This is a genomic window from Mediterraneibacter sp. 210702-DFI.3.120, assembly GCF_020561005.1.
In the GTDB taxonomy this organism is placed as follows: domain Bacteria; phylum Bacillota; class Clostridia; order Lachnospirales; family Lachnospiraceae; genus Mediterraneibacter; species Mediterraneibacter faecis.
The window spans coordinates 1-21958 of the sequence record NZ_JAJCNG010000025.1 but is presented as its reverse complement, the minus strand read 5'-3'; the positions used below and the strand labels follow the sequence as shown (position 1 = coordinate 21958).

Here is a 21958-nt window from a genome sequence, read left to right as displayed (position 1 = left end):
CCTTATTTTTTAGTTACCATGCTCCAAAATACTTTAATGTTTCTGTTGCATTTGCTGCACCTTTTTCCATTGCCCCTTCTATAGAAAGTCCATCTACAATTCCTGTTAAAAATCCAGCAATATAACTATCTCCAGCTCCCATACTATCTACAAGATGATCACAAGGAACGATTCCAAAACGATGATATCTTTCACCATCATAACACAAACTGCCTTCTTCTCCCATCATACAAATGACAAGCTTAGGTCCCTGTTTTTGAATTCTTTCCATTTGTTCTCTTACCTCTTTAGTATCTCCTGTATCCACAGAATAAAAGAGATAATCTGTATATGGTATCGCTTTTACACTTTCCTCTGAATCTGGGCTTGTCGCACAATCAAAGGCAGTAACAATTCCTTTTTCTTTCAACTCTTTAAACTGTCCTTCTACTTTGCCCCAAACATCACAAATTACAACATCAAAATTTTTGATATAATCAATATCTTCATCTGTTAATTTATATTTTTCCAATACGCCTTCGTCGTAATCTCCAAATACTCTTTCGCCATCTATCAATTCAACCTGGGTAACGGCTGTCTTTCCTTTTTCTACACGCAAATGCGAAGTGTCAACGCCTTTCGCTTTGATAGTTTCTATCATAATCTGTCCGTAGACGTCATCACCTACTGGTCCAATATATGCAGCCTCTCCTCCTAAACGGAGTGTATAAACTGCCATATTTACCGGGCCTCCCCCCGGAAATGCTTTTCCACCATCTATATTGTTATAATAATCAATACAGTTACTTCCAACTGCCGCTAATCTCATACGATATCACTCCTTTTTTATCTGGTGTCTCGCCTTGTTAGAACATTCGTATATTGTACCTGATCTGGTCTCGCCATAATCCTAAAAAACTCAATACCTACTCCTCTATCGTCGTTTACAACACCTGACTGATAGTACAAGTATTGTCCTTCTTCTACCTTCAACAATTTAGCTTCTTCTTCTGTGGCAAATGTAATTTCTACTTTCTCCGTCCCTTTAGTCAACAATATGCCTAAATCCCTTAGAACTTTATATAAAGATTCTTCTGCAAAATTGTGAGCTTCCAAACCTTCACACTGTTCGTAATTAATGTAACTATTCTCAATCATCAAAGGAACATTGTTTCTAATCCGCAAGCGATATAAATGAAATACTTTATCTCCCTCTTTTATCTGAAGTTTTCTCGCAACATATCCATCACACGTCTCAATTCTAGAGATTAATACTTCTGTCCAAAGAAAGTACCCTGTTTTTCTCATTGCTTCCGAAGTAGACTGAATTCCCTTTATATTCCTAACTAATCTCGGAGGTGCCACAAAGGTTCCAGATCCTTTTACACTATATAGTTTTCTTTCTTCAATTAGTTGTTGAATAGCTGTATGGAGAGTGGAACGATTCATTTGCCACATTGTACACAACTCCCGTTCGCTCGGAAGCTGTGTATGTGGTTTTAGTTGGTTTTCTTGTATATACCATTGAATCTGCTCCATCGCCATATCTTGCGGACGAATTTTTTTTATTTTCTCCATACAGTTCTCACCTTCTCAACATATTAAGCTAATGCTTATGCACTTTCTTTTTTATTTTTTCTATCCCAATAATAGAATACTGGAAGTCCTGTAACTACTGCCACAAACGCACAAATTAAGCTCTGCATTGGCGCATATGTAAGCTGGCCCCAAATAAGTGTACCTGTCATAAAAATTGCAATAAGAGGCATAATTGGACCACCTGGGCATTTATAAGATGGATCGTATCCATGTTCTTTGCCTTTTTTTCGAAGCACAAAGATTGTACCGAATGTAAGCACATTCTTTAATAATGCTACCATTGTAAAGTATCCTAGCAATGCTGACAAGTTTGAAGCAAAAATTAATACGATTGCAACCGCACACTGTACGATAATTGAAAAATAAGGAGTTTCGTATTTTGGATGAACTTTTGCAAAAGATTTAAAGAATAAATTATCTTTCGCCATAGCATACTCGATACGTGGCTGGAACATAATACAAGATGATAATGAACCAATTACAACAATAATTGCCATAATTGCAACAATTGTACCTGCATACTGTCCAATTCCTGGAAGCTTAGATGCCAACAATGCGATTGGAGCATCAGATGTAGCCATTTCATCAATAGAAAGAATTCCAGAAGCTACAAATGTTAATCCTGCATAAAGAGCTAGTACAATAACTGCTGTAAGAATAAGACCCAAAGGCATATTCTTTTTCGGATTTTTAATTTCGCCTGACATATAACAAGCAGCTCCCATACCATCATATGACCATGTTGTTGAAGCTACACCTGCGATTAGCGCAGCAATTCCAGTTTTTGCATATCCTTCCAAAGGTGCAGAAGATAATAAAATATCCCCCTGAAGATTGAATAAACCAATACCAATAACCAATGCAAATGGTAAAATTTTAAGAGCTGTAATAATTGTCTGGAATTTTCCACCGCCTTCTACCGAACGTATGTGTACTCCCATGAAAATTAATACAAATACTACAGCAACCAGCTTTAATACAAAACCATGAATCGGAACAAAAAATGCAAGATAATTCACAATTGCTAAAGCCATGATTGAAATTGACGGTGGGTCAGTTGCCCAAAAGCTGATCCATCCACACAAGAATGCGAGTGGTCGAGATCCTGCTTCACGGAAGTAAACATATTGTCCACCATCCTCTGGATAGGCAGATGCTAATTCCGAATATACAAAGTTTGATGGAATCTGAAGCAATCCCCCTATAATGAATGCTAATACCAGAAACAAGCTACTACCGGCAGCATTTGCTACCTCAGATAAAGATGAAAAAATACCAGAGCCTACTGTAGTACCAACGCCAAGTGCAATAACAGCGCCAAGTCCAAGTTTACGAGCAAGTTCGTTTTTGTTTTCAGACATAAAAACTCTCCTTTCCTTTTAAACAAAGTATAATTGAAAAATCTTGTGCACGACTTTTCTTTTTTTAATTTCCTATTATCTTCGATGCTTTTATATTGTAAACAGCTATCTATCTTCGCTATCACAACTTCTTAAATAATCTATTACTTTTTATTTATTCACTTTCACATTTAAACGATTCCTGCCTCGGCCATTAGCTCACGCATGTTATCAATGGCACGTTTCGCATAAAAACGTGGTTCGTTAATATAATTTGTAACCAATTCAAGTGTTGCAGTTTTATCATAACCTATTCGTTTCATTTCATATAGCATTTCTTTAATTGGAATATTTCCCTCTCCTGGTATCAGATGGGTGTCTGATCCATTTTCTCCATCAATAATATGCATATGATCCATCTTATTTCCGAGTTTATCAAAATATGCCATAATACTTTCATGCTGTACAAATGGTGGAACAATATCACACATGCCGACTACATATGGATTATCCACTCTTCTAAATAGCTCCACCAAATCATTTGCTCTTGTAAAGAAATTAGATTCATACGGTGTTAAAGCTTCAACTACTAGCTTGATTTCTAGTTTTGCTGCATAATCTCCCAACTCTTGAATATTTTTTTCTAATCTGCTCCACAACTGATCATATGTAGCAAGATATCCGCCGTTTGCAGGACTTGTAAGTACAAATTCCGCACCCATCTCTTTTGCCATTTCAAGAGACAGTTTCAGATAATCAATAGCATCTCTTCTCTGAGCCTCTGAACCAATCATATAATTGTAAGGATAGGCATTATGCTCCGGTGTGTAACCAAGCACCGGCATTTCATACTTTTCAATTAATCGGCGAACTTCATTAATATCTCCCGCTTTCAGATCCGGTGCATATGCATGTGGACGCCCACCCCAAAGCTCGATATAATCGTAACCGTACTCTTTAGCATCCATAAAACAATGCTCCAACGGATTCCTCTGATATCCCGATGTAAACATTCCAACTTTTAACATTATTTCATTCCTCCTTGTTGTGTTTTGTTGGTAAAATTATATAATAATTAAGCACCATTTTCTATTCGCAAGAGGTCTAAAATTCAATTATAAAAAATGTATAAAATCCCATAACCATGTTGTTTGTTATTTCAATTCTATACCAATTATGTTATTCTGCATATTTTATCCTCTTTATTTCCCCTTTATTTTCTCTTATTTTTATGCATTATGCATATAGTGGTATGTTTTTGATTTATATTTATACCAATTTCATCAGATACACTTATTTTGTTACTTATTTTTTAGTTATCCATCCAATTGCCAATGCTTTGTGCACCATGATAACTTATAAGTGTTCTAATAAATAGTGTGCAATATCTGTTAGAACACTTCGATGACTTTTATTCATTAAGGAACAAGCATTCAGCTTTGATTTTTTTGTTGCTGGATATCTGACCTTTCTAAGGTTCATCTGTTATTTGATGTCGCCTCATTTTTACTCTTAATATCTTTATTTTCCTATATATAAGTTATGTCTTTACAAATATCATTAATCATTAGGAGGTTTAAATAATATGTCTGAATACGCAGATCTTATTTTATTATCAAACTGTATTTTTACAGCCACAGAGGAAATACCTTTCTCTGGATATATTGCTATCAAAAACGACCGGATACTTTCTATCGGAAAAGGATTGGCTCCTACTGAACTAATAGGAACAAACACAAAATATCTTGATTATGGGAACAAAACAATTACGCCTGGATTCTCCGATGTACATTGCTTTTTCACAGGTTATTCTGTAGGATTTGTTGGAATAGACTTATCCGCAGCTACTTCTCAAGAAGATATACTGAATTCAATTAAAGAGTATGCGAAAGGAATTCCTGCAGACAAACCTATTTTGGGACATGGTTGGAACTCCGATACAATCCAACCTAATGGAACAGATTTGTTAGATGAGGCTTTTTCCACTCGCCCTGTTCTTCTGTTTGCAAAAGGCTGCGAAACTTGTTGGATGAATCAAGCTGCTATAAATCGTTATCAGTTTACCCCGGAAACCTGTTATCCGGAGAGTTATGTTCGCTTTTTACCAGACTTACTTGGAGATAAAGACTTTATAATTCCGGAATTTAAGCGCTATATTAAAATGATGAACAGTAAAGGAATCACTTCCATCAAAGAAATGGGATTCGATGATTTCTACGGATTTACTGACATTCTCGCAGAACTAGAATCCGAAAACGCTTTAACTATCCGCGTAAATTTTATGAGCCAACCTGTTGCTGAACCTTTTAATCTCTCATATGGCAAGGAAATGCGTGAAAAATTTAAAGGAGAGTTTGTTCGTTTTTCTGGATATAACCAAATGACCGACGGTTCTATAAGCGAACTTTGCGGTGATTTGAAAAAACCTTATTCCTGCGCAGATACGACCTGTGCACAAGACATTGATTGGGATCTTTTAGCAAACGATACCTTTAAAGCTGATGCCGAAGGATTTCGTTTCTCATTACATGCTCAAGGAGATGCTGCTATTTCAAAAGTATTAGATATTTATGACTCTTGCCAAAAAGATGAAAATGGAAAACTTATAAATCGTCACAGTATTACCGATCTTGAATTCAGTGATCCAACAGACTTGGAGCGTATGGGAAAATTAGGCGTAATTGCTGAAATATACCCTCAAATTCAATCTATCGCAAATCGAAAAGACAAACTTGCCATGATTGAAGAAAAGATTGGTATGGATCGCGGACAGTATTATTGGAACAGACGTAAAATGGCTGACAGCAATGTGTTATTAAGTTGCGGAACTGATCTTCCACTTCTTATTGATGATATCCCAGAATCTATTTATCATGCAGTCGGAGGATACTTCCCTGAAGGTGGAGAGCCATTTAACAAACAAAATATGCTGACTATTCCTGAGTTGCTAACTGCATGGAGTGCTGGCGGTGCTTATAATCTATATCAAGAGAAAGAGCTCGGCACACTGGAAAAAGGAAAAAAAGCTGATATTGTCGTATTCGACGGAAATCTATTTGAAACAGCTATTGAAGAAATTCGTTCTCGCAAAGTAGAAGTAACTTTTCTCAACGGACGAATCGTATATAGCCATGAATAAATAAAAAAATATCTCTCTTATCTAAACAGTTTATATTCTCTTTAAGAAAGGAAGGGAAATATTTATGAAAGAGTCTTATTTTATGGGGATTGATACTGGAACAAACTCTAGTAAAGGTGTATTAATCAATTCTCACGGAGAAATTATAGCAGAACATACAACTGAACATGCAATGACAAATCCTGCCCCAGGTCACTATGAACATGATGCCGACAAAGATTGGTGGGGAGATTTATGTATTATAAGCAATGCACTGATTGAAAAATCTAAAGTTTCACCATCTGACATTAAAGCAATCGGAACAAGTGCACTTGGTGCCGACTGCCTACCTGTCGACGATCAGTGTCGACCTCTACGCAAAGCTATCCTATATGGTATTGATGCACGTGCAACCGATGAGATAGAACAACTCACAGAAATGTATGGGGAAGAACAGATCCGACAGTGGTACGGACGTCCATTATGCTCCAGTGATGTAATGCCTAAGATTCTTTGGATAAAAAATAAAGAGCCAGATATATATGCAAAAACCCACAAGTTTCTAACAGGCTCTAGTTTTATAGCAGCAAAACTTACTGGTAATTATGTAGTCGATCGTTTTTTAGGACTTGCAAGTTTTAATCCACTTTATTTTAATGATGGAACACCAAATCCTGAAACTTGCCTACCAATTTGCCGCCCTGATCAGCTAGCAGAAGTAAAGGAAGCAAATGATATCGCAGGTTATGTAACTGAAACCGCTTCAAAGGAAACGGGTCTTGCAGTTGGTACTCCAGTCATTGTAGGAACAGATGACTCCGGCGCAGAAGCAATCAGCACTGGCGTTGTTGCCCCTGGTAAAATGATGATTCAATTCGGTTCTTCCATTTATATGATTCTCGGGACAAAAGAATTGGTTGATGATGAACGCTTATGGCGTGAAGAATTTATTGTACCAGGACTTTGTGATATATCTGCCGGCACTAATGCTGCAGGCTCTCTTACTAAATGGTATAGAAATACAATTTTCCCAGATGCACTCGAGCTAGAGCAAAATGGTGGTCCTGATGCTTACATCACCATGATGCAAGATTTGGATAAAATTCCTGTTGGAAGCGATGGCCTTATTACACTCCCTTATTTTGCTGGTGAAAGAACTCCAATAAATGATCCTCTTGCAAGGGGAATTCTATTTGGATTAACGCTTGCTCACACGCGTCAGCATATGTACCGAAGTGCTTTGGAATCTGTTGCATACTCAGTAAATCAGCAATTAAAGATCATGCTTGAGCACGATGTTCCTATAGACCAGATTTTTGCCGTAGGTGGTGGTGTTAAAAATGACTTATGGATGCAAATTGTTGCAGATGTTACTGGTAAAGAAATCAGTACCCCTGCCATTACTGTGGGTGCGAGTTTTGGCGATGCTCTAATGGCTGCATCGGGAATCAAATATTCAGGCTTTGAATCTTTCAACAAACTTACAGATTTCATTAAACCTGGAAAAACCTATCATCCTAATAAAGAAAACCATGAAGCATATAAAAAATATCAGAATATTTATGATTCTCTTTATCCTGCTACTGTAAACTTAATGCATTGTTTGTCAGACTAATCTTTGTAGATTAGACTTTATAAAGACTATGTGATAATTCTTTCATCAAACAAAAAGTACAGCTGTATGAGTTTTTAATAACTCTTCTGCTGTACTTTTTAAATCTATTATTTTATTCATGAAGCTGAATTGTAAATGAAGTCCTGTCACTTCTGATAAAAGAGCGGCTATACGCAATCGCTCTACCATTATTATCCCAGTAATCACAACTCAACATAATTAATGCTACTCCATTTGGAATATCTAATAATTTTTTTATCTTACTCGTTCCATCTATAATCTCCATTGTTTGCTGCATACTGGAAATTTCTATTCCATAAAATGCAAAAATATCTTTTATTGTAAAAACTGATGAGTTCACTACTTCTAACTTCGGCAAAACATCTTTTGGTACATATATATCTTCAATTGCCAATGGCTCACTATCCAAAGTTATTTGATGTCGTACACAAAAGATTAAATCATCTGGCTCAATATTAAAATAATTTGCATACTTATTTCCTGCTGGTCTATATATTTTTGCCTGCTCCTTTATCGAAACTCTTTTTGTTCCTGAAGACATTACATTAACAAACCCACCATGTTCATCCAGGTTTTCTTCGTATTTATCACCAACAACAAAAACACCTTTTCCCTGAACACGTCTCAAAATTCCTTCATTAACTAATGCATCTACTGCGTTGCGAACAGTCAATCTATTAATACCATAAGTTTCTGCTAATTTATTTTCAGACGGAATTGCTGTTCCTGGAAGGTACTCTCCCTCTTCTATTCGATTTCTAATAATTTCTCTCAATTGAAGATAAATTGGTGTACGATAACTTAATTTTCCGTCTTCACGCTCTTCATTTTCTTCGGTATAGTTCAATTTATTATCCATAAATCTGCCCTGCTTTTCTCATTATTCACTCTCTATTCTGCTAACAAGCTTGAATTTATCTCCTCTAATTAATTGTTTATAATACATAATTATCACTCCTTCTTCATCTTTCACAACTCCAGATGTAAAAAACAAAGGAGAATCCGGTATTATCTCCAACAACGCTGCTTCTTGTTCACTGGCATATGTAACACTAATATGCTCCTCGCCCGAAATCTGCTTTCTATGATATACATTTTTCAAAATTCGCCCCATGCTAGTTTTATCAGTATAATACTTTTCAAAATCTGGATATCGTTCACAATCAAGATATGTTGTTTCCAAAAAACATGGAACATCATCTATTTTTCTAAGAAGAATATACTCATAAACCTCTTGTCCGAGCAGAACATGAAGTTTCTTAGAAATCTGTTTAGTTGCTTCAACTTTTCTTACAGAAATAATCTTTTTTGCCAAAATAGATCCCTGCTGTCGAAGTTCTCCTACCATTGAATCTACTCCAACCATGTTTCGATTCTTCTTTCCTACAGATACATAAACTCCCGCTCCGTTAACTCTATATAACACCCCACGACCAACAAGTGTATCTACCGCCTGTCTCAGTGTCGTTCTGCTTACTCCCCACATTTCACACAAATCTCTCTCTGATGGAATTCTTGTATTCGGAGCCAATCGATTTACTACAATAAAATCTTCCAATTTTTCCACAGCCTCAGTTCCCGGCGGTATACGATATTCCATATTCTTATTCTCCTTACCATTGTTTACAGACCACTTTCAAATGTAAGCTAATTCTATCATCTTTTTCTTCGTTTTCCAACCAAAATATATACCAAACTCAAACGATTATGTGTTTTTAATATTCATCAAATAATAGCAAGCTTCTTTTTCTTCTCCGGTACAAGCCCCAAAGCAATATACAGCGACTAATATTATCCATAATCATGAAAAACCACACCATTTTTAAATCACGTCCAAACATACCAATATAAATCCATGTCAGGCCTATCCTTATCCCCCACATTGTTAATATTGCAAATATAAATGGCATTTTTGTATCTCCAATACCATGAAATATACCCTCATATATAATTAACGCTGCATACATAGGCTCACTAATCGCTACAATTCTCAGTAATGACACTCCAAGCACAATAACCTGCTCATCCTTCGTAAAGAAACGTATAATCACTTCTGCTCCGCAAAAAAGACCTATGGCCATTGCTGTCATAATAGAAACAGCCACAATAAGTCCTGAACGTACAACCGATTCTAATTCTAATTCGTCTTTTTTTCCCACAGCATTTCCAGCAAGTGTACTGACTGCAGTTTGAATACCATATCCTGGCACATAAAAAGCCTGTTCAATTGTAAGTGCAATCGAATGAGCTGCTACACTTAGTGTTCCAAGTCCCGCTACTAATGCTGAAAATACAACATCACCACATCCCACAACAATTCTCTCTCCAATTAAAGGCAAGGAAACATTAAAACAATTTTTTAACAGTTTTCCTTCCGGTTTCACCTTCATTCCTTTTAGTGTCACCAATGGATTTTGCATTGCAACCCAAAAAATAGTAACTCCACCTATCCCTTGACTAATTGCAGTCGCTATAGCGGCACCTCTTACTCCCAATCCAGCTCCCGGAATACTGAGCAACATTCCAAATACTGAAATCGTAGTATGAGAGCTAATTAAAAGCTGATTTAATATAATATTCAAAAAATTCACACCAATATTTATATAAAGAGGTGTTTTCGAATCCTTGTTTGCCCTTAATACATTTCCAAATATAATCAGGCTTCCTCTCAATATCAACGGACAGTTTACTATAAAAAAATACTCACTTGCATCTCTCCATATTTCCTGACTAGCGCCCATCCACATTGGCAACACCGGACTAATTGCTAAAGCAATCACTGTTTCAATCACGCCAAGAACAAAAATAATCCAAATTGCCTGTGCTGAAGTATGATGAGCAGCTTCCAAATCTCCCTGTCCAGTATATTGGGCAATAAACGAAAGCATTCCCATGCTAACAGCAAACAAAATTCCATTTAACAACCAATTTACAGTGGTTGTCAGACCGACAGCAGCACTTGCAATCGCACCAATCTGACCAACCATTGCAGTGTCTACATAAGCTACAATGGTTTGCAGAGCCTGTTCCAGTATTGTCGGTGCTCCTAAATCCCACAATTCATGCATCTTTGAATTCTTCAAGATTATCCTATTTTTTTCTTTCAAATCAGGCATGATTGTCGCCTCCATTTCACTTGTATTAGCTTTCGAATTATATATGATGTTTTATTTTACCACTATTTTTGTTTGTTTTTTTTACCACTTATCTATTTCAAATTATATCATTGAGGCATATTTATGTCAATTATCACAATCGTATAAACACTGAAGAACAGTATCTTCATTTGCATAAAAAAACCGCCCAAATCTCTGACTTCAGTCAATAGAATATGAGCGGTATATATTTTATTTTTCTTCTTGGATAATCACGTTAATTGTACGATGTGCCGGCCCATCAAATTCACAGAAATATATTTCTTGAGCACCACCTCTTACCATTTCACCATCTATCACTGGAAAATGGCAATGATTTCCAGTAAGCATTGCTTTCAAGTGTCCTGTTGGATTTCCTGCTGTACTACCATAATCTCGAAGCATTCTTGCATGGCTATACGGATAATCTTCTGGTATTAATCGTCCCAGGAAATTCTCAATATCACTTTCCAGACATTCTAATGCTTCGTTCACAGTTACACCTGTTGTTGTGTGCTTTGTAAGAACCGTAACGGTTCCATTCTGAACTCCACTTCTTTTTACAATATCCAAAACTTTCGGAGTAATTACTGTATATTCATTATATTCTTTTGTTAATAATGTAATTGATTCAACATACATCTTCTTTACGCCTTTCTATTAGGAATTCCACCTAAGAACTCAATTGCGTTTTCCCCACAAATTAAATCCAAAGTACTTTCACGAAATCCCAGCTCTTTAATTGCATGTGCCATTCTGATTTGCTCAAATCTCGGATTATTGCTTCCAAACATTACCTGATGTCTCAAACTCCGATCAATCCATGTCATCGGAACATCTCTTGTCAACATCTGTGTATAAAACTCCTTAGCATTATCAAAATACAATGCGCCAGTATCTGTATATACATTAGTATACTTCAACATCAACATAGCTGTCTCTCTACACCATGGCCATCCAAAATGTGCAAGACAAATTTTTAATTTTGGTCTTGCTGCTGCCAGTTCCTCAAACATTTCTGGGCGACAATATTTTGTTAATGTATCCGGTTCCCATGACATTCCACTATGGAAAATAATTGGTTTTTCATATTTTTCACAAATATCATACAGTGGCATCATTCTTTCATCCGTTGGATAAAAATGCCCTTTACCTGGATGTAATTTCAAACCACTTAATTTTAATTCTGCAAATGCTTTCTCCAATTCTTCAGCCGCATCTTCTGCAAACGGATCAACCCCCGCAAATCCAATAAACTTATCTGGTGCCATGTTAACAAGTTGACTAATTTCCTCATTGCTTACCAGCACTTTTCCACCTTGCTGTGTACGATAATCTTCTGGAAGTAAGCATAAATAATCCAAGCCTGCACATTTCATTTGATTAAAAATATGTTCCAATGGCGCCGTTCCATTTTTATGAATATCTAATGTATTATGTCTTAGTTCTTCCAACTCTGAATCTTGATTGATTGGTTCATAAAAAGCTGGATGAACATGCATATCTATAAACATATTTCTCTTCCTTTCTGTATTTTATCAATATCTAATTTCTTTTTCCCATGCTCTACTCTACCCATGGTTCAAATACCTGAACTACCGAAGCCGCTACTTCTGCACCTTTTTTTAAACATTCATCTATACTTTTACCATTCAATATTCCATAAAGAAATCCTGCAATGAAACTATCTCCAGCTCCAACTGTATTGACTACTTCTGCCTTTTCAATACCACCTACATAGAATCTTTCACCATCCCATGCAAGACTACCATCTTCACCGAATGTGACAACAGCAATTTTCATTCCACGACTCACTTTATCTTTTAAAAACTCTTCAATCTTAGCATCCCTTCCTTCATGATAAGAATAAAATCCATAAGTAACATATGGTAAGGTTTCTTCTACTAACGGATGATCCAGTCTATCTGCATAATCAAAAGCAATTGGAATTCCTTTTGCTGCAATCTTCGGTAAGGTATTCTCAGCTTTTCCCCAAAGTGCTGTATGAACGAGATCATGCTCTGCCGCAAATTCAATATCTTCTTCATCAAAAACAATATTCTCCAATACACCTTCTACATAATCGCCATGCACACGGTCTTTTCCATCCATATCCATATAAGTTACTGCTGTGGCACCATCGCCAATTTTTAAATGACTAATGTCTACCCCTTCTTTTTTTAATGTCTCTAACATCCATTTTCCATTTTCATCATTACCTGTTGTACTGATAATCGAAACAGGGATTCCAAGTTTTTGAAGATTCACACCTGTATCAACAACATTCCCTGTTGGATATTTTTTCCCAATACGTTCATAAACATCAATACAATTGTCTCCTATTTCTGCAACTCTCATTTTCATTGTCCTCCTTTTTTACTTTTTTAATTCTTTCATTCATTGCATTTTTCTACAACTACATCATAGTCATGATTTAACATTTTTGTAATAATCTCTGCTACGGCATCTTGATTGTTGTTCTTCTCTGTTACAAAATCTGCTTCTTTTTTCACATCATCCACTGCATTTGCTACAGCTATTCCTACCGCTGCATGCTGCAACATGTCCAAATCATTATAGTAATTTCCAACAGTTATAATATCTTCTTTACAAATTTCAAGCATATCTGCAAGTAACTGTATTCCATTCCATTTTGACACACCCTTAGCCATAACATCAATGCAGTTCGGCTCCGAACTTACGTAGTATACCTCCGGAATACACTCATCAATATAAGCGGCCACATCGGTCATATCCTGTGTTGCCATAAATCCTTCCAAGCCATACTTCCAATCTGTTTCTTCAAGCGAATTAATTATTTCAGGAATTACACCGACATTCTTTGCATACTCTAGGGTTTCATCTGTCATCTTTGTAACTTGCCACGTCATACCATTATAAATTTGAAGCTGTATATTCTGCTCAAGACAATGTGTAATTAGCCTTTTACACACATGTGGAGGAATCAAATCATTATGAAGCACTTTTCTATCCTTACATCGTAGTATCTTTCCCCCAGTGTTAAGAATCTGATAATCCACAAGCCATTGTTCATCCTTTAATGACCCCATATCACTATCTCTTCTGCCACTTACAAATACAATTTTATGTCCCTCTTGCTGTGCTAGTTTAATTGCTTCTTTGCTTTTTTCCCCTAAACTAGAGTCGTCACGTACAGCAGTTCCGTCTATATCCATTGCTAGCAGTTTTCGTCTCATTTTCTTTTCCTTTATCTTGTTACAATGTTTCTCGATACTTGTAAACAACCTGCATAAATTCCTTTACACGGTTCACATCAACTCGATTTTCAAAGATACCTCCATACTTAAATGTGGTTCCTACAACAGCCGCATCTGCCGTTGTTAATTTTCTTTCAATAGTATCCACACGACATCCTGTATTACACAGCACAACTATTTCAGGATTAGCCTCCTTTACGCTTGCAATTAATGTATCATCTACATCTTGACCAGCTGCATTTGCTGAAATACACAATCCATCTGGTGCTGCTTTCGTAATTGTACTCTTAGCAATCTCTGCTAATGGACGAGTATCTAAATTCCGATCCGATTCTGGGTTAATAAAATATAACATTTTCAAATCTTCTAAAGGGAGTGCGGCTTTTCTTCTTAGTAAACTACTAAAATCATTATTATAAAGTCCACCATCACCCACATACACACCACAAAATGTTCCGCGAACAAATTGCGCTTTTACCGCAGCTGCAAGTTCTAAACATGCTCGCCCATCACTAATTGCGTCTACTCCATATGGTACCTTAATCTCAGATCGTAAATTCCCAATTACATATGCCATTGCCGCAGGAGTCACCATATCCATATTTCGCTGGTAGGGCAAACTAAATTCATTGCTAAAAATAATCCCATCTACACCACCATCTTGTAGTGCATGTAAGTCTTCACGTGCATGTTCTACCACCTTATCCATATCATTTTCCGACTTGTATAATGGATCTCCTGGTAGTGGATCAATGTGGAGCATTGCAATAATTGGTTTCTTAACTCCAAACATCTTTTCAGTCCATAACATCTCCTTCGCCTCCTAAACAACTTTGTATTTTTTGATACATTCAATATGTATAAATTATATCACTTGTATGAATATTGTCAATATTCTATTTTAATTATCTTATAAAAAAATATCTATAATTTATAAATGTACGGTTTTTAGTTATTTTACACAATCTTATCATATTTTTTTTATTTTTATTGCATACAATTCCAGTTCGCGGTATAATTCACTCATCTAGTACATATACATATTTTATTTTTTTAATACAAATTATGTTATTCCACTTATTTGCGTAGCTACAGACCTTGGAGAGGGTCTATAAACACTACTACTTTATAATATAAGGAGGTCTATCTTATGAGAACACGTGTTAACTACTTCACGGAAAATTCTGTGCGAATTCCTAAAACGGAATTCTCCATGTTAGGTAATGAAATTTTTCTCCTTACCTAATCGTGGCAATTCTTTTAATTCTATTTTTTACTATTAAAAACAAACAGATAAGGAGATTTTTATTATGGATGCCGTATATGTTGGGTGGTTGTCTATTCTTCCGCCTATGATTGCTATTATTCTTGCATTAATCACAAAAGAGGTTCTATTTTCACTTATAGCAGGTGTTTTATCTGGAACCATTATTTACTCTATCGCTTCTGGTATGAATCCGATTGTTGGTCCCGTTTCTACTGTATTTGACGTTATGATACAAAAAGCTGATATGAATATTATCATTTTCTGTTTTTTGTTGGGCGGATTAGTTTATCTAATCAATGCTTCTGGAGGAGCTCAAGCTTATGGAAAATGGGCATCAAAAATCATTCGTACAAAACGTTCCTCTCTATTACTTACTAGTTTGCTTGGTTGTTTGATTTTTTTAGACGATTATTTCAATTGCTTGACAGTAGGAACAGTTATGAAACCTATAACTGACAGACATCATGTCAGCCGTGCAAAACTTGCTTACATTATTGATGCAACAGCTGCACCCGTCTGTATCATCGCACCTATATCAAGTTGGGCAGCTGCTGTCGGTAGTTATCTTAAAAATACAGGTGCTTTTGACTCTGAATTTAAAGCCTTTATTACGGCTATTCCATACAATTTTTACGCCATTCTTAGCCTTCTTATGGTTTTTCTCCTCTGTGTCTTTTCCTTGGATTTTGGTCCTATGGCAAAACAGGAGGTATTAGCTGAAAGAGGTTTCCTCGGCGGACTTGATGAACAAAAAGATTCATTGGCACAGCCAAAATCTGGACGTGTCGCTGATATGATTGTTCCAATTCTTGTACTCATTGTAACTGCAATCCTTGGCATGCTTTACAATGGTGGCTACTGGAGCAATGATCCTTCACTTCACACTATCACCGCTGCTCTAGGAAACTGTGTTGCAGCTCAAGCCCTTGTTTGGGGAAGTTTTGCTGGAATTATTACTGCATTTTTTATGTATATACCGAGAAAAATCATGACATTTAAAGAATTCATGGATAACTTTACAAAAGGCATGCAACAAATGATTACTTCCGGTTGTATACTTATGCTAGCATGGACAATCGGTGGTGTATGTCGCGATTTACTTAGTACACCTGTTTTTGTAAAAACTTTTATAGAAACTACCGGACTTCCAGGTGCTTTGCTTCCTGCACTTGTATTTATACTTGCTGCATTCTTAAGTTTTGCCACCGGAACTTCATGGGGAACTTTTGGTATTTTAATTCCTATTATAATCCCTGTTGCTCAATCAATTTGTCCTGAATTGCTACTCTCTTCTCTTGCTGCAACGTTAGCTGGAAGTGTTTTTGGAGATCATTGTTCTCCAATATCTGATACAACTATTCTCTCTAGTGCGGGTGCTGGTGTAAACCATCTTACCCATGTTTCAACACAGATGATTTACGCTCTAACAGTCGCTGGATGTAGTTTAATCGGATATTTAATTATTGGTATTACAAATGGAAACCTACTACTTTCACTTGGAACGTCTATTTTCATTCTGTGTATTTTTACTTTCATCATGCATCGTCGTTCCAAAACAATATTAAACAAAAAAGATATTTGTTCAACACAACAAGACCCAATGTTATCACTCTAACATAAAAAGAAGTATACATTATCGTTACGTACATCCTTTGTTTTTAGTTTTATATTCTCTAAACAAATTTTTATTTTAATATGTACTAAATAATGAAATATAACCATTGACATTTATACAAGTTATGATATTCTATTATTATAGTGTATCTTATTTTAACTACTTGTATATCAAAAAAATTATGGAGGTGTTATTATGTCAAATATCACAATGGATCAAGTAGCTGTTATGGGTGTACAATATTTTCATTATACACTCGATTATTATCTTAATTCCATGCATCGTTGTGGAGTTAAAAATCTCGACTTATGGGGAGCATCGCCACATTATTGCAGATTAGATTATCTCACTTCATCTGCCGCCGAACGAAAACTTCGTGAGATCAGAAAAAAAGCTGAAGATTTAGGACTTAAATTTGTAATGTATACGCCAGAAACTTTAGCATATCCCTACAGCTTGAGTGCTCCTGAACAACCTATTCGCGATCGAACAATTGATTACTTTGATATGGCTATTGATGATGCACTTACTTTAGGAACAACTAGGTTATTTATGAATTCTGGTTGTGGTCCTCTCGATATTCCTCGAGAAGATAGTTGGAAGCGTGCAGTTGAAACAATTAGTAAAGTATGTGAAATGGCGCATAAACGTGGAGTTACAATCTTACTTGAACAACTTCAACCATACGAGAGTAATTTGTTGGTCAACTTGCCACAAATGAAAGCTATGTTGGAAGAAGTCAATAGTCCAGCATTAAAGACTTGTGTCGATTTGGTCGCTATGGAAGTAGCGCATGAGAATCTTGAAGATTATTACAAGGTTCTTGGTGAAGATACTATACAGTTTATCCATTTTGCAGATGGCGATCCTTCCGGACATTATATTCTAGGGGATGGTAATTATCCACTAAAAGAATACATCAAAATTCTTGAAAAGCATAACTATACAGGTATTATCGATTTAGAAATAAACGATTCAATATATTGGGATGATCCTCATAGCTCAGTAGAAAGATCTGTTGATTATCTAAAGAAAAATATATTTAAATAACTATTTACTTAATTTAAATATAAGCAAAATGGGCTGTAAAAAAAGAATAAGTCCCGAAAAAAGAAAGACCAAGAGTTCATAATGTGGAACTCTTGGTCTTTCTTTCTGCCGCCATACCAACGCACCTTTTCCGGTTTGCCTGCAATGTGTCCTGCAGGTCCTTTCCATCACATTTCTTTGCTTAAGAAGATTCAGAAATCACTTATGTATCCAGGTAAAAGAGAACTCGCTTGAAGGATTTATTATATCCTATATCGGCGGTATTAATTGTAATTATCTTATTATTCTTTTAGCTTTTGTTAAACCTATCTCCAGAAATCTGTTTTTTGACTAAGCCCGATGTCTGCGCTTTTAAAAACAGGGTTAATTCTTTTCTTTAACTATGCTTCATAATCTTGGACCGCTTTAAATGCAATCTCTGATAAAATCAGAATAACCGGAATGTTAATGAGCGCCATAACCCCATCAGTACATCGAAAAGATCCCACAAAAGAGACATCTCCATTCCTGCGCCCAGAAAGATTACAAGTGCCGATACCAGTCTGAAGCCTTTCATAAAAGCTTTTTCCGGCTGTTTTTTGTGAATGTAGATTAAAAGATTGTCACAATAAAAACAGTTTCCGAGCAGAGTTGTAAATGCAAAAAATACCATTGCTACTGTAATCATTTTAAATAATCCAGATTATGCTTCACTAAAAGCAACAATTATCTTAACATTCCCCAAATACACTCCAGTAATGTTAGTGCAAGGATAATGTTAATAACACGAAAATGCTGCAGATAAAACTTCTGAATCAGTACGCCCAAGCCAGTCCAAGTACAGGTTGCGATCGTTCCGATCGTTGCAATAACCAGCTCAAAAAACAGCAAAGCCGGAAAGGAGGACATATATCTTACAACATAACCCGTTAGTGCGGTAACTCCAAACATATAGATCTTCACATTGACAAATTGCAACATGAAACCTTTCAGAAACGATGCCGATTGCTCTGCGTTTTCTGTTGACGGCTTGCTGAAAGCAATATGAATCGCAAGCCACAGGATATAGGCTGCTCCGATATACTTCATCACTTCCATTGCATTTGGAAGCAAAGAATTAACCCCATATACGAAAATTGCACATAAGATTTGTACTACATAGTAGCCCGCAAAAATCCCAAAGAACAGCGGTACATACTCCAGGTTCGCTTAATTCCTGATTTTCATTCAGCACATATCCAATATGCATTGTTTCATTTTCTGCAAGCGGAACGGAGATGATATTTTCTCCGTTCAAATATTTCGGGAAAATGCCACTTGAAATAGTATAGGCATTCAGTCCAAGCATGAAATTGACAATAGCCCCTCTGTCATTGACCCGAATTTCCTTATCCACCGGAATGGAGCTGAATAGTTTCTCTGAGAAATAGACAGATTCATACTCTCCCTGTACAAAGTTTAGCCGCGGATAAGGTGCGAGGTCATGGACGGAAACTACTTTTTTCGATGCCAATGGGTGATCTTTTTGCAAAAAACATGAGGCTTCGCTGAAAATAGTTCGGTAAACATCAGATGGTTTTCCTTCTTTTTATTCTTACAAATCTCAATTTCTATGTTGCTTAAATTCCAAACAAAGAATCAGTCTATAATTGATTTATAATAATTTCCATTTTCCTCCGATGAGAGATACTGCTGTTGCAACTGTGCATTCCGGTAATTCTTCTTTTGCTCGCATAATTCTCACCTCCAAGTCTATTGTAATACATTCAATTTTGAATGTACAGTTACAAAAAGGTGCATACTTGTTTTTGCATATGTCTCACACTATACTAATACCACGCAACCCTGAAACTACAAATTAACTATGGAGGTATTATTATGGCAAATTACACAAAAACAACTATTGGAAAAGAAAACCGAATTGAGCTGCATGAAAAGTTGTCTTTAACAGGTGCAGAAATCAGTTTAAATGAACTACCTGCAGGAGCAAATGTCCCATTTGTTCATTCTCATAAAGAAAATGAAGAAATCTATGGAATTCTTTCAGGTAACGGCAAAGCCATAATTGATGGAGAAGAAATCAGCCTTTCAACTGGAGACTGGCTAAAAATCACACCTGCTGCAAAGCGTCAGTTTTTTGCATCCGATATTTCCGGAATTACTTATATCTGCATTCAGGTAAAAGAAAATTCTCTGGAACATTTTACAGCAGAGGATGCCGTAATCGGCTAAATTAAAAGTATTTATTTACAGAAATGCACAGCTCCCGATAAGCTAAGAACTGTGCATTTCTTTTTTCTTCAATTTTACGATTTCTCAATTTTTCAAACTTGAAGTTTTCAATTCTTTTCAATTCCATCTGGCATATGATCTTTCTCAGTTATCTTACGAATAACCCGGCATGGATTTCCAGCTGCCAGACTATAAGGTGGAATATCTCTTGTTACAACACTTCCTGCACCAATTACACACCCTTCTCCTATGGTGACACCACCGCAAACAACTACATTAGATGCCAGCCAACAATTATCTTTTATAATGATTGGTTTCGCATATTCAAGATTATAAAAACTACCATCTTCTCTCTTTCGGATATTGCGTTCTTCAGGTAATAATGGATGCATAGGAGTTGCCAATGTAACATTCGGACCAATCATCACATTATCGCCTATATGTATTTCACATACATCTAAACATGTAAAATTAAAATTAGCAGAACTGAATTTTCCAAAGAAAGTATTGCATCCGTAATCAAAATAAACAGGTGCCTGCAAATACGGAAGCTCCTCTGTTGTTGGCAGTAATTCTTGCAATATCTGCGCTTGCTCTTCTGGCTGATCTTCATCTGTCAAATTGTATTTTCTTGCTAATTTACGCGCATTCAGGCGTAGTTGCTCCAATTCTTTATCTGTTGGATCGTATAACTCTCCACTTAGCATTTTTTCTCTTTCAGTCATTTCCGATAGCCTCCAAATTTTGATTTGTTACTCGCATGATATCATGTTTTTTCTTCAGTTACAGCACTTTTTAACGTAAAAAGCGTTTTTATATGATGCAACCAACGACAAGGAGTCTTAGTAAGTGAAATATCACAACACTTCTCTATGGTCCTATGTCTATAACTAAAACTAATCTTGTTGTCTTATGATTTCTGATAATATCGACAGCACCTTATCAATCTGGATTGGCTTTGCGATATGACCATTTTCAATCTTACCAAAACAGTTAGACCAGTCACATTTCACATATTCAAATTTCCATCCGGTATAGCCCACCAGAGCCTGCATGAGTTCGTAACCATATCCTCGTCTTACACCGTTTTTATCAGCATAATTGAAGGTATCCTCAAATAAACAGCTTATCGCCCCTACAAATGTAAAGTTATCAATTAGCGAAATCCAACAACTCGATTAACTTATCGAGAAATGCCTCTTCCCCCCATGTATTAATTTTGAAAAATACAGCTTGGCTTCCTCCCGCTGTAATTGCGGAAAGTTGAACTGGATCTTTGTCATTTTGAAAAAGTGTAATATTAAGACTCACTCTGTTTCCTCCGGCATAGCTGTAACGCTCAAAAACACGAACGCTACAACGCGCAGTTCCACTTTGAAAGTCACTGGCATCTTCTAACGTTGCTGACATACTGCCATTTATTATTCCGTTCTCAATTTTGGAAAGTAACTGTTCAAAATCTTCATTTATATATCTTTCTATTTTTGCCATACCCAACACCTTCCTCTCAACTATCTACACTGAAATCTAGAGCACTATTTACTTACCTGTTTTTATTTCATTTTAACTTAGCAAATGTTATAAGTCAATTTTTAGGTTATTTTGAATTTTCTAAAATTCTTTTCTCTCACCCTGTATTTTACCCTTTCATCTTTTGTATATATTTCCTTTCTTCTGTTGTCTCAACTATCATTGGGAAAAGATCTGGACATTCTCATACCCCCGTATGACTTTCTTGATTTCCTTTGAAAGAAGATATTTGATTCCAAT

The 21958-nt window shown here is 36.1% G+C and carries 23 protein-coding genes and 1 pseudogene; 5 read left to right on the top strand and 19 right to left on the bottom strand.

The features are described from left to right. Positions 1–13: 13 nt before the first annotated feature. The 4 genes from frlD (LI162_RS12530) to frlC all read right to left on the bottom strand — a co-directional run bounded on the left by frlD (LI162_RS12530) (position 14) and on the right by frlC (position 3946). Positions 14–808 (bottom strand): fructoselysine 6-kinase, encoded by a 795-nt coding sequence (gene frlD, locus LI162_RS12530; RefSeq protein WP_022075166.1) that lies wholly within the window; start codon positions 806–808, stop codon positions 14–16. A gap of 17 nt (positions 809–825) precedes the next feature. Beyond that, positions 826–1557, bottom strand: a complete 732-nt coding sequence (locus tag LI162_RS12525) for a GntR family transcriptional regulator (protein ID WP_054752169.1) — start codon at positions 1555–1557, stop codon at positions 826–828. 35 nt (positions 1558–1592) lie between these two features. Further along, entirely contained in the window at positions 1593–2939 is a 1347-nt protein-coding gene (locus LI162_RS12520) for an amino acid permease (protein WP_227156762.1), read from the bottom strand. 170 nt (positions 2940–3109) lie between these two features. Further along, positions 3110–3946 carry a fructoselysine 3-epimerase gene (gene frlC / locus LI162_RS12515; RefSeq protein ID WP_055146673.1) on the bottom strand — a complete coding sequence of 279 codons (837 nt, stop codon included), beginning with the start codon at positions 3944–3946 and terminating at the stop codon, positions 3110–3112. A gap of 557 nt (positions 3947–4503) precedes the next feature. On the opposite strand from frlC, the gene LI162_RS12510 reads away from it, so the two are divergent. Further along, positions 4504–6057 carry an amidohydrolase gene (locus LI162_RS12510; protein WP_055146670.1) on the top strand — a complete coding sequence of 518 codons (1554 nt, stop codon included), beginning with the start codon at positions 4504–4506 and terminating at the stop codon, positions 6055–6057. A 64-nt stretch (positions 6058–6121) separates the two neighbouring features. After that, entirely contained in the window at positions 6122–7651 is a 1530-nt protein-coding gene (locus LI162_RS12505) for an FGGY-family carbohydrate kinase (RefSeq protein ID WP_055158210.1), read from the top strand. Positions 7652–7763: 112 nt separating this feature from the next. Here the strand turns inward: LI162_RS12505 and LI162_RS12500 are convergent, their stop codons facing one another. The 8 genes from LI162_RS12500 to LI162_RS12465 form a co-directional block, all read right to left on the bottom strand. Beyond that, complete coding sequence (locus tag LI162_RS12500; RefSeq protein WP_055146664.1) at positions 7764–8531, bottom strand: GntR family transcriptional regulator; 768 nt, start codon at positions 8529–8531, stop codon at positions 7764–7766. Between the two features lie 21 nt (positions 8532–8552). Next, on the bottom strand, positions 8553–9272 hold the full coding sequence (locus tag LI162_RS12495; protein WP_055146661.1) for a GntR family transcriptional regulator: 720 nt from the start codon (positions 9270–9272) through the stop codon (positions 8553–8555). Between the two features lie 115 nt (positions 9273–9387). Continuing rightward, positions 9388–10788, bottom strand: coding sequence for an MATE family efflux transporter (locus tag LI162_RS12490; RefSeq protein ID WP_227156761.1), 1401 nt, complete (start codon positions 10786–10788; stop codon positions 9388–9390). A 231-nt stretch (positions 10789–11019) separates the two neighbouring features. Next, positions 11020–11448, bottom strand: coding sequence for a secondary thiamine-phosphate synthase enzyme YjbQ (locus tag LI162_RS12485; RefSeq protein ID WP_054752161.1), 429 nt, complete (start codon positions 11446–11448; stop codon positions 11020–11022). A gap of 5 nt (positions 11449–11453) precedes the next feature. Further along, positions 11454–12320 carry an amidohydrolase family protein gene (locus LI162_RS12480; RefSeq protein WP_055146655.1) on the bottom strand — a complete coding sequence of 289 codons (867 nt, stop codon included), beginning with the start codon at positions 12318–12320 and terminating at the stop codon, positions 11454–11456. Between the two features lie 52 nt (positions 12321–12372). Beyond that, positions 12373–13164, bottom strand: a complete 792-nt coding sequence (frlD, locus tag LI162_RS12475) for a fructoselysine 6-kinase (RefSeq protein ID WP_055146652.1) — start codon at positions 13162–13164, stop codon at positions 12373–12375. 35 nt (positions 13165–13199) lie between these two features. Next, positions 13200–14024, bottom strand: coding sequence for a Cof-type HAD-IIB family hydrolase (locus tag LI162_RS12470; protein ID WP_055146649.1), 825 nt, complete (start codon positions 14022–14024; stop codon positions 13200–13202). 19 nt (positions 14025–14043) lie between these two features. Continuing rightward, on the bottom strand, positions 14044–14856 hold the full coding sequence (locus LI162_RS12465) for a BtpA/SgcQ family protein (RefSeq protein ID WP_054752152.1): 813 nt from the start codon (positions 14854–14856) through the stop codon (positions 14044–14046). 499 nt (positions 14857–15355) lie between these two features. Here LI162_RS12465 and LI162_RS12460 point away from each other — a divergent pair, with 499 nt between their 5' ends. Beyond that, complete coding sequence (locus LI162_RS12460; RefSeq protein WP_055158206.1) at positions 15356–16927, top strand: Na+/H+ antiporter NhaC family protein; 1572 nt, start codon at positions 15356–15358, stop codon at positions 16925–16927. A 195-nt stretch (positions 16928–17122) separates the two neighbouring features. Next, positions 17123–17977: a sugar phosphate isomerase/epimerase family protein gene (locus LI162_RS12455; protein WP_055158204.1), complete on the top strand. Its 855-nt coding sequence runs from the start codon at positions 17123–17125 to the stop codon at positions 17975–17977. A gap of 427 nt (positions 17978–18404) precedes the next feature. On the opposite strand, the gene LI162_RS12450 is transcribed toward LI162_RS12455, so the two are convergent. The 4 genes and pseudogenes from LI162_RS12450 to LI162_RS15935 all read right to left on the bottom strand — a co-directional run. After that, positions 18405–18644 carry an alanine:cation symporter family protein gene (locus tag LI162_RS12450; RefSeq protein ID WP_227156760.1) on the bottom strand — a complete coding sequence of 80 codons (240 nt, stop codon included), beginning with the start codon at positions 18642–18644 and terminating at the stop codon, positions 18405–18407. Between the two features lie 38 nt (positions 18645–18682). Then, on the bottom strand, positions 18683–19054 hold the full coding sequence (locus tag LI162_RS12445) for a LysE family transporter (RefSeq protein ID WP_255616242.1): 372 nt from the start codon (positions 19052–19054) through the stop codon (positions 18683–18685). A 19-nt stretch (positions 19055–19073) separates the two neighbouring features. Beyond that, a complete protein-coding gene (locus LI162_RS12440; RefSeq protein WP_331470829.1) occupies positions 19074–19469 on the bottom strand; it encodes a hypothetical protein in 396 nt (131 codons plus the stop codon). Positions 19470–19613: 144 nt separating this feature from the next. Next, a pseudogene (locus tag LI162_RS15935) lies at positions 19614–19691 on the bottom strand (winged helix-turn-helix transcriptional regulator); the annotation flags it as partial. Between the two features lie 143 nt (positions 19692–19834). Here LI162_RS15935 and LI162_RS12430 point away from each other — a divergent pair. Further along, positions 19835–20188 carry a cupin domain-containing protein gene (locus LI162_RS12430; protein WP_015530145.1) on the top strand — a complete coding sequence of 118 codons (354 nt, stop codon included), beginning with the start codon at positions 19835–19837 and terminating at the stop codon, positions 20186–20188. A 107-nt stretch (positions 20189–20295) separates the two neighbouring features. On the opposite strand, the gene LI162_RS12425 is transcribed toward LI162_RS12430, so the two are convergent. From LI162_RS12425 to LI162_RS12415, 3 genes are all read right to left on the bottom strand, one after another. Next, positions 20296–20913 carry a sugar O-acetyltransferase gene (locus LI162_RS12425; protein ID WP_227156759.1) on the bottom strand — a complete coding sequence of 206 codons (618 nt, stop codon included), beginning with the start codon at positions 20911–20913 and terminating at the stop codon, positions 20296–20298. Between the two features lie 171 nt (positions 20914–21084). Next, positions 21085–21318, bottom strand: a complete 234-nt coding sequence (locus tag LI162_RS12420; protein ID WP_227156767.1) for a transporter substrate-binding domain-containing protein — start codon at positions 21316–21318, stop codon at positions 21085–21087. 22 nt (positions 21319–21340) lie between these two features. After that, positions 21341–21679 (bottom strand): DUF6054 family protein, encoded by a 339-nt coding sequence (locus LI162_RS12415; protein ID WP_004614169.1) that lies wholly within the window; start codon positions 21677–21679, stop codon positions 21341–21343. Positions 21680–21958 lie beyond the last annotated feature (279 nt).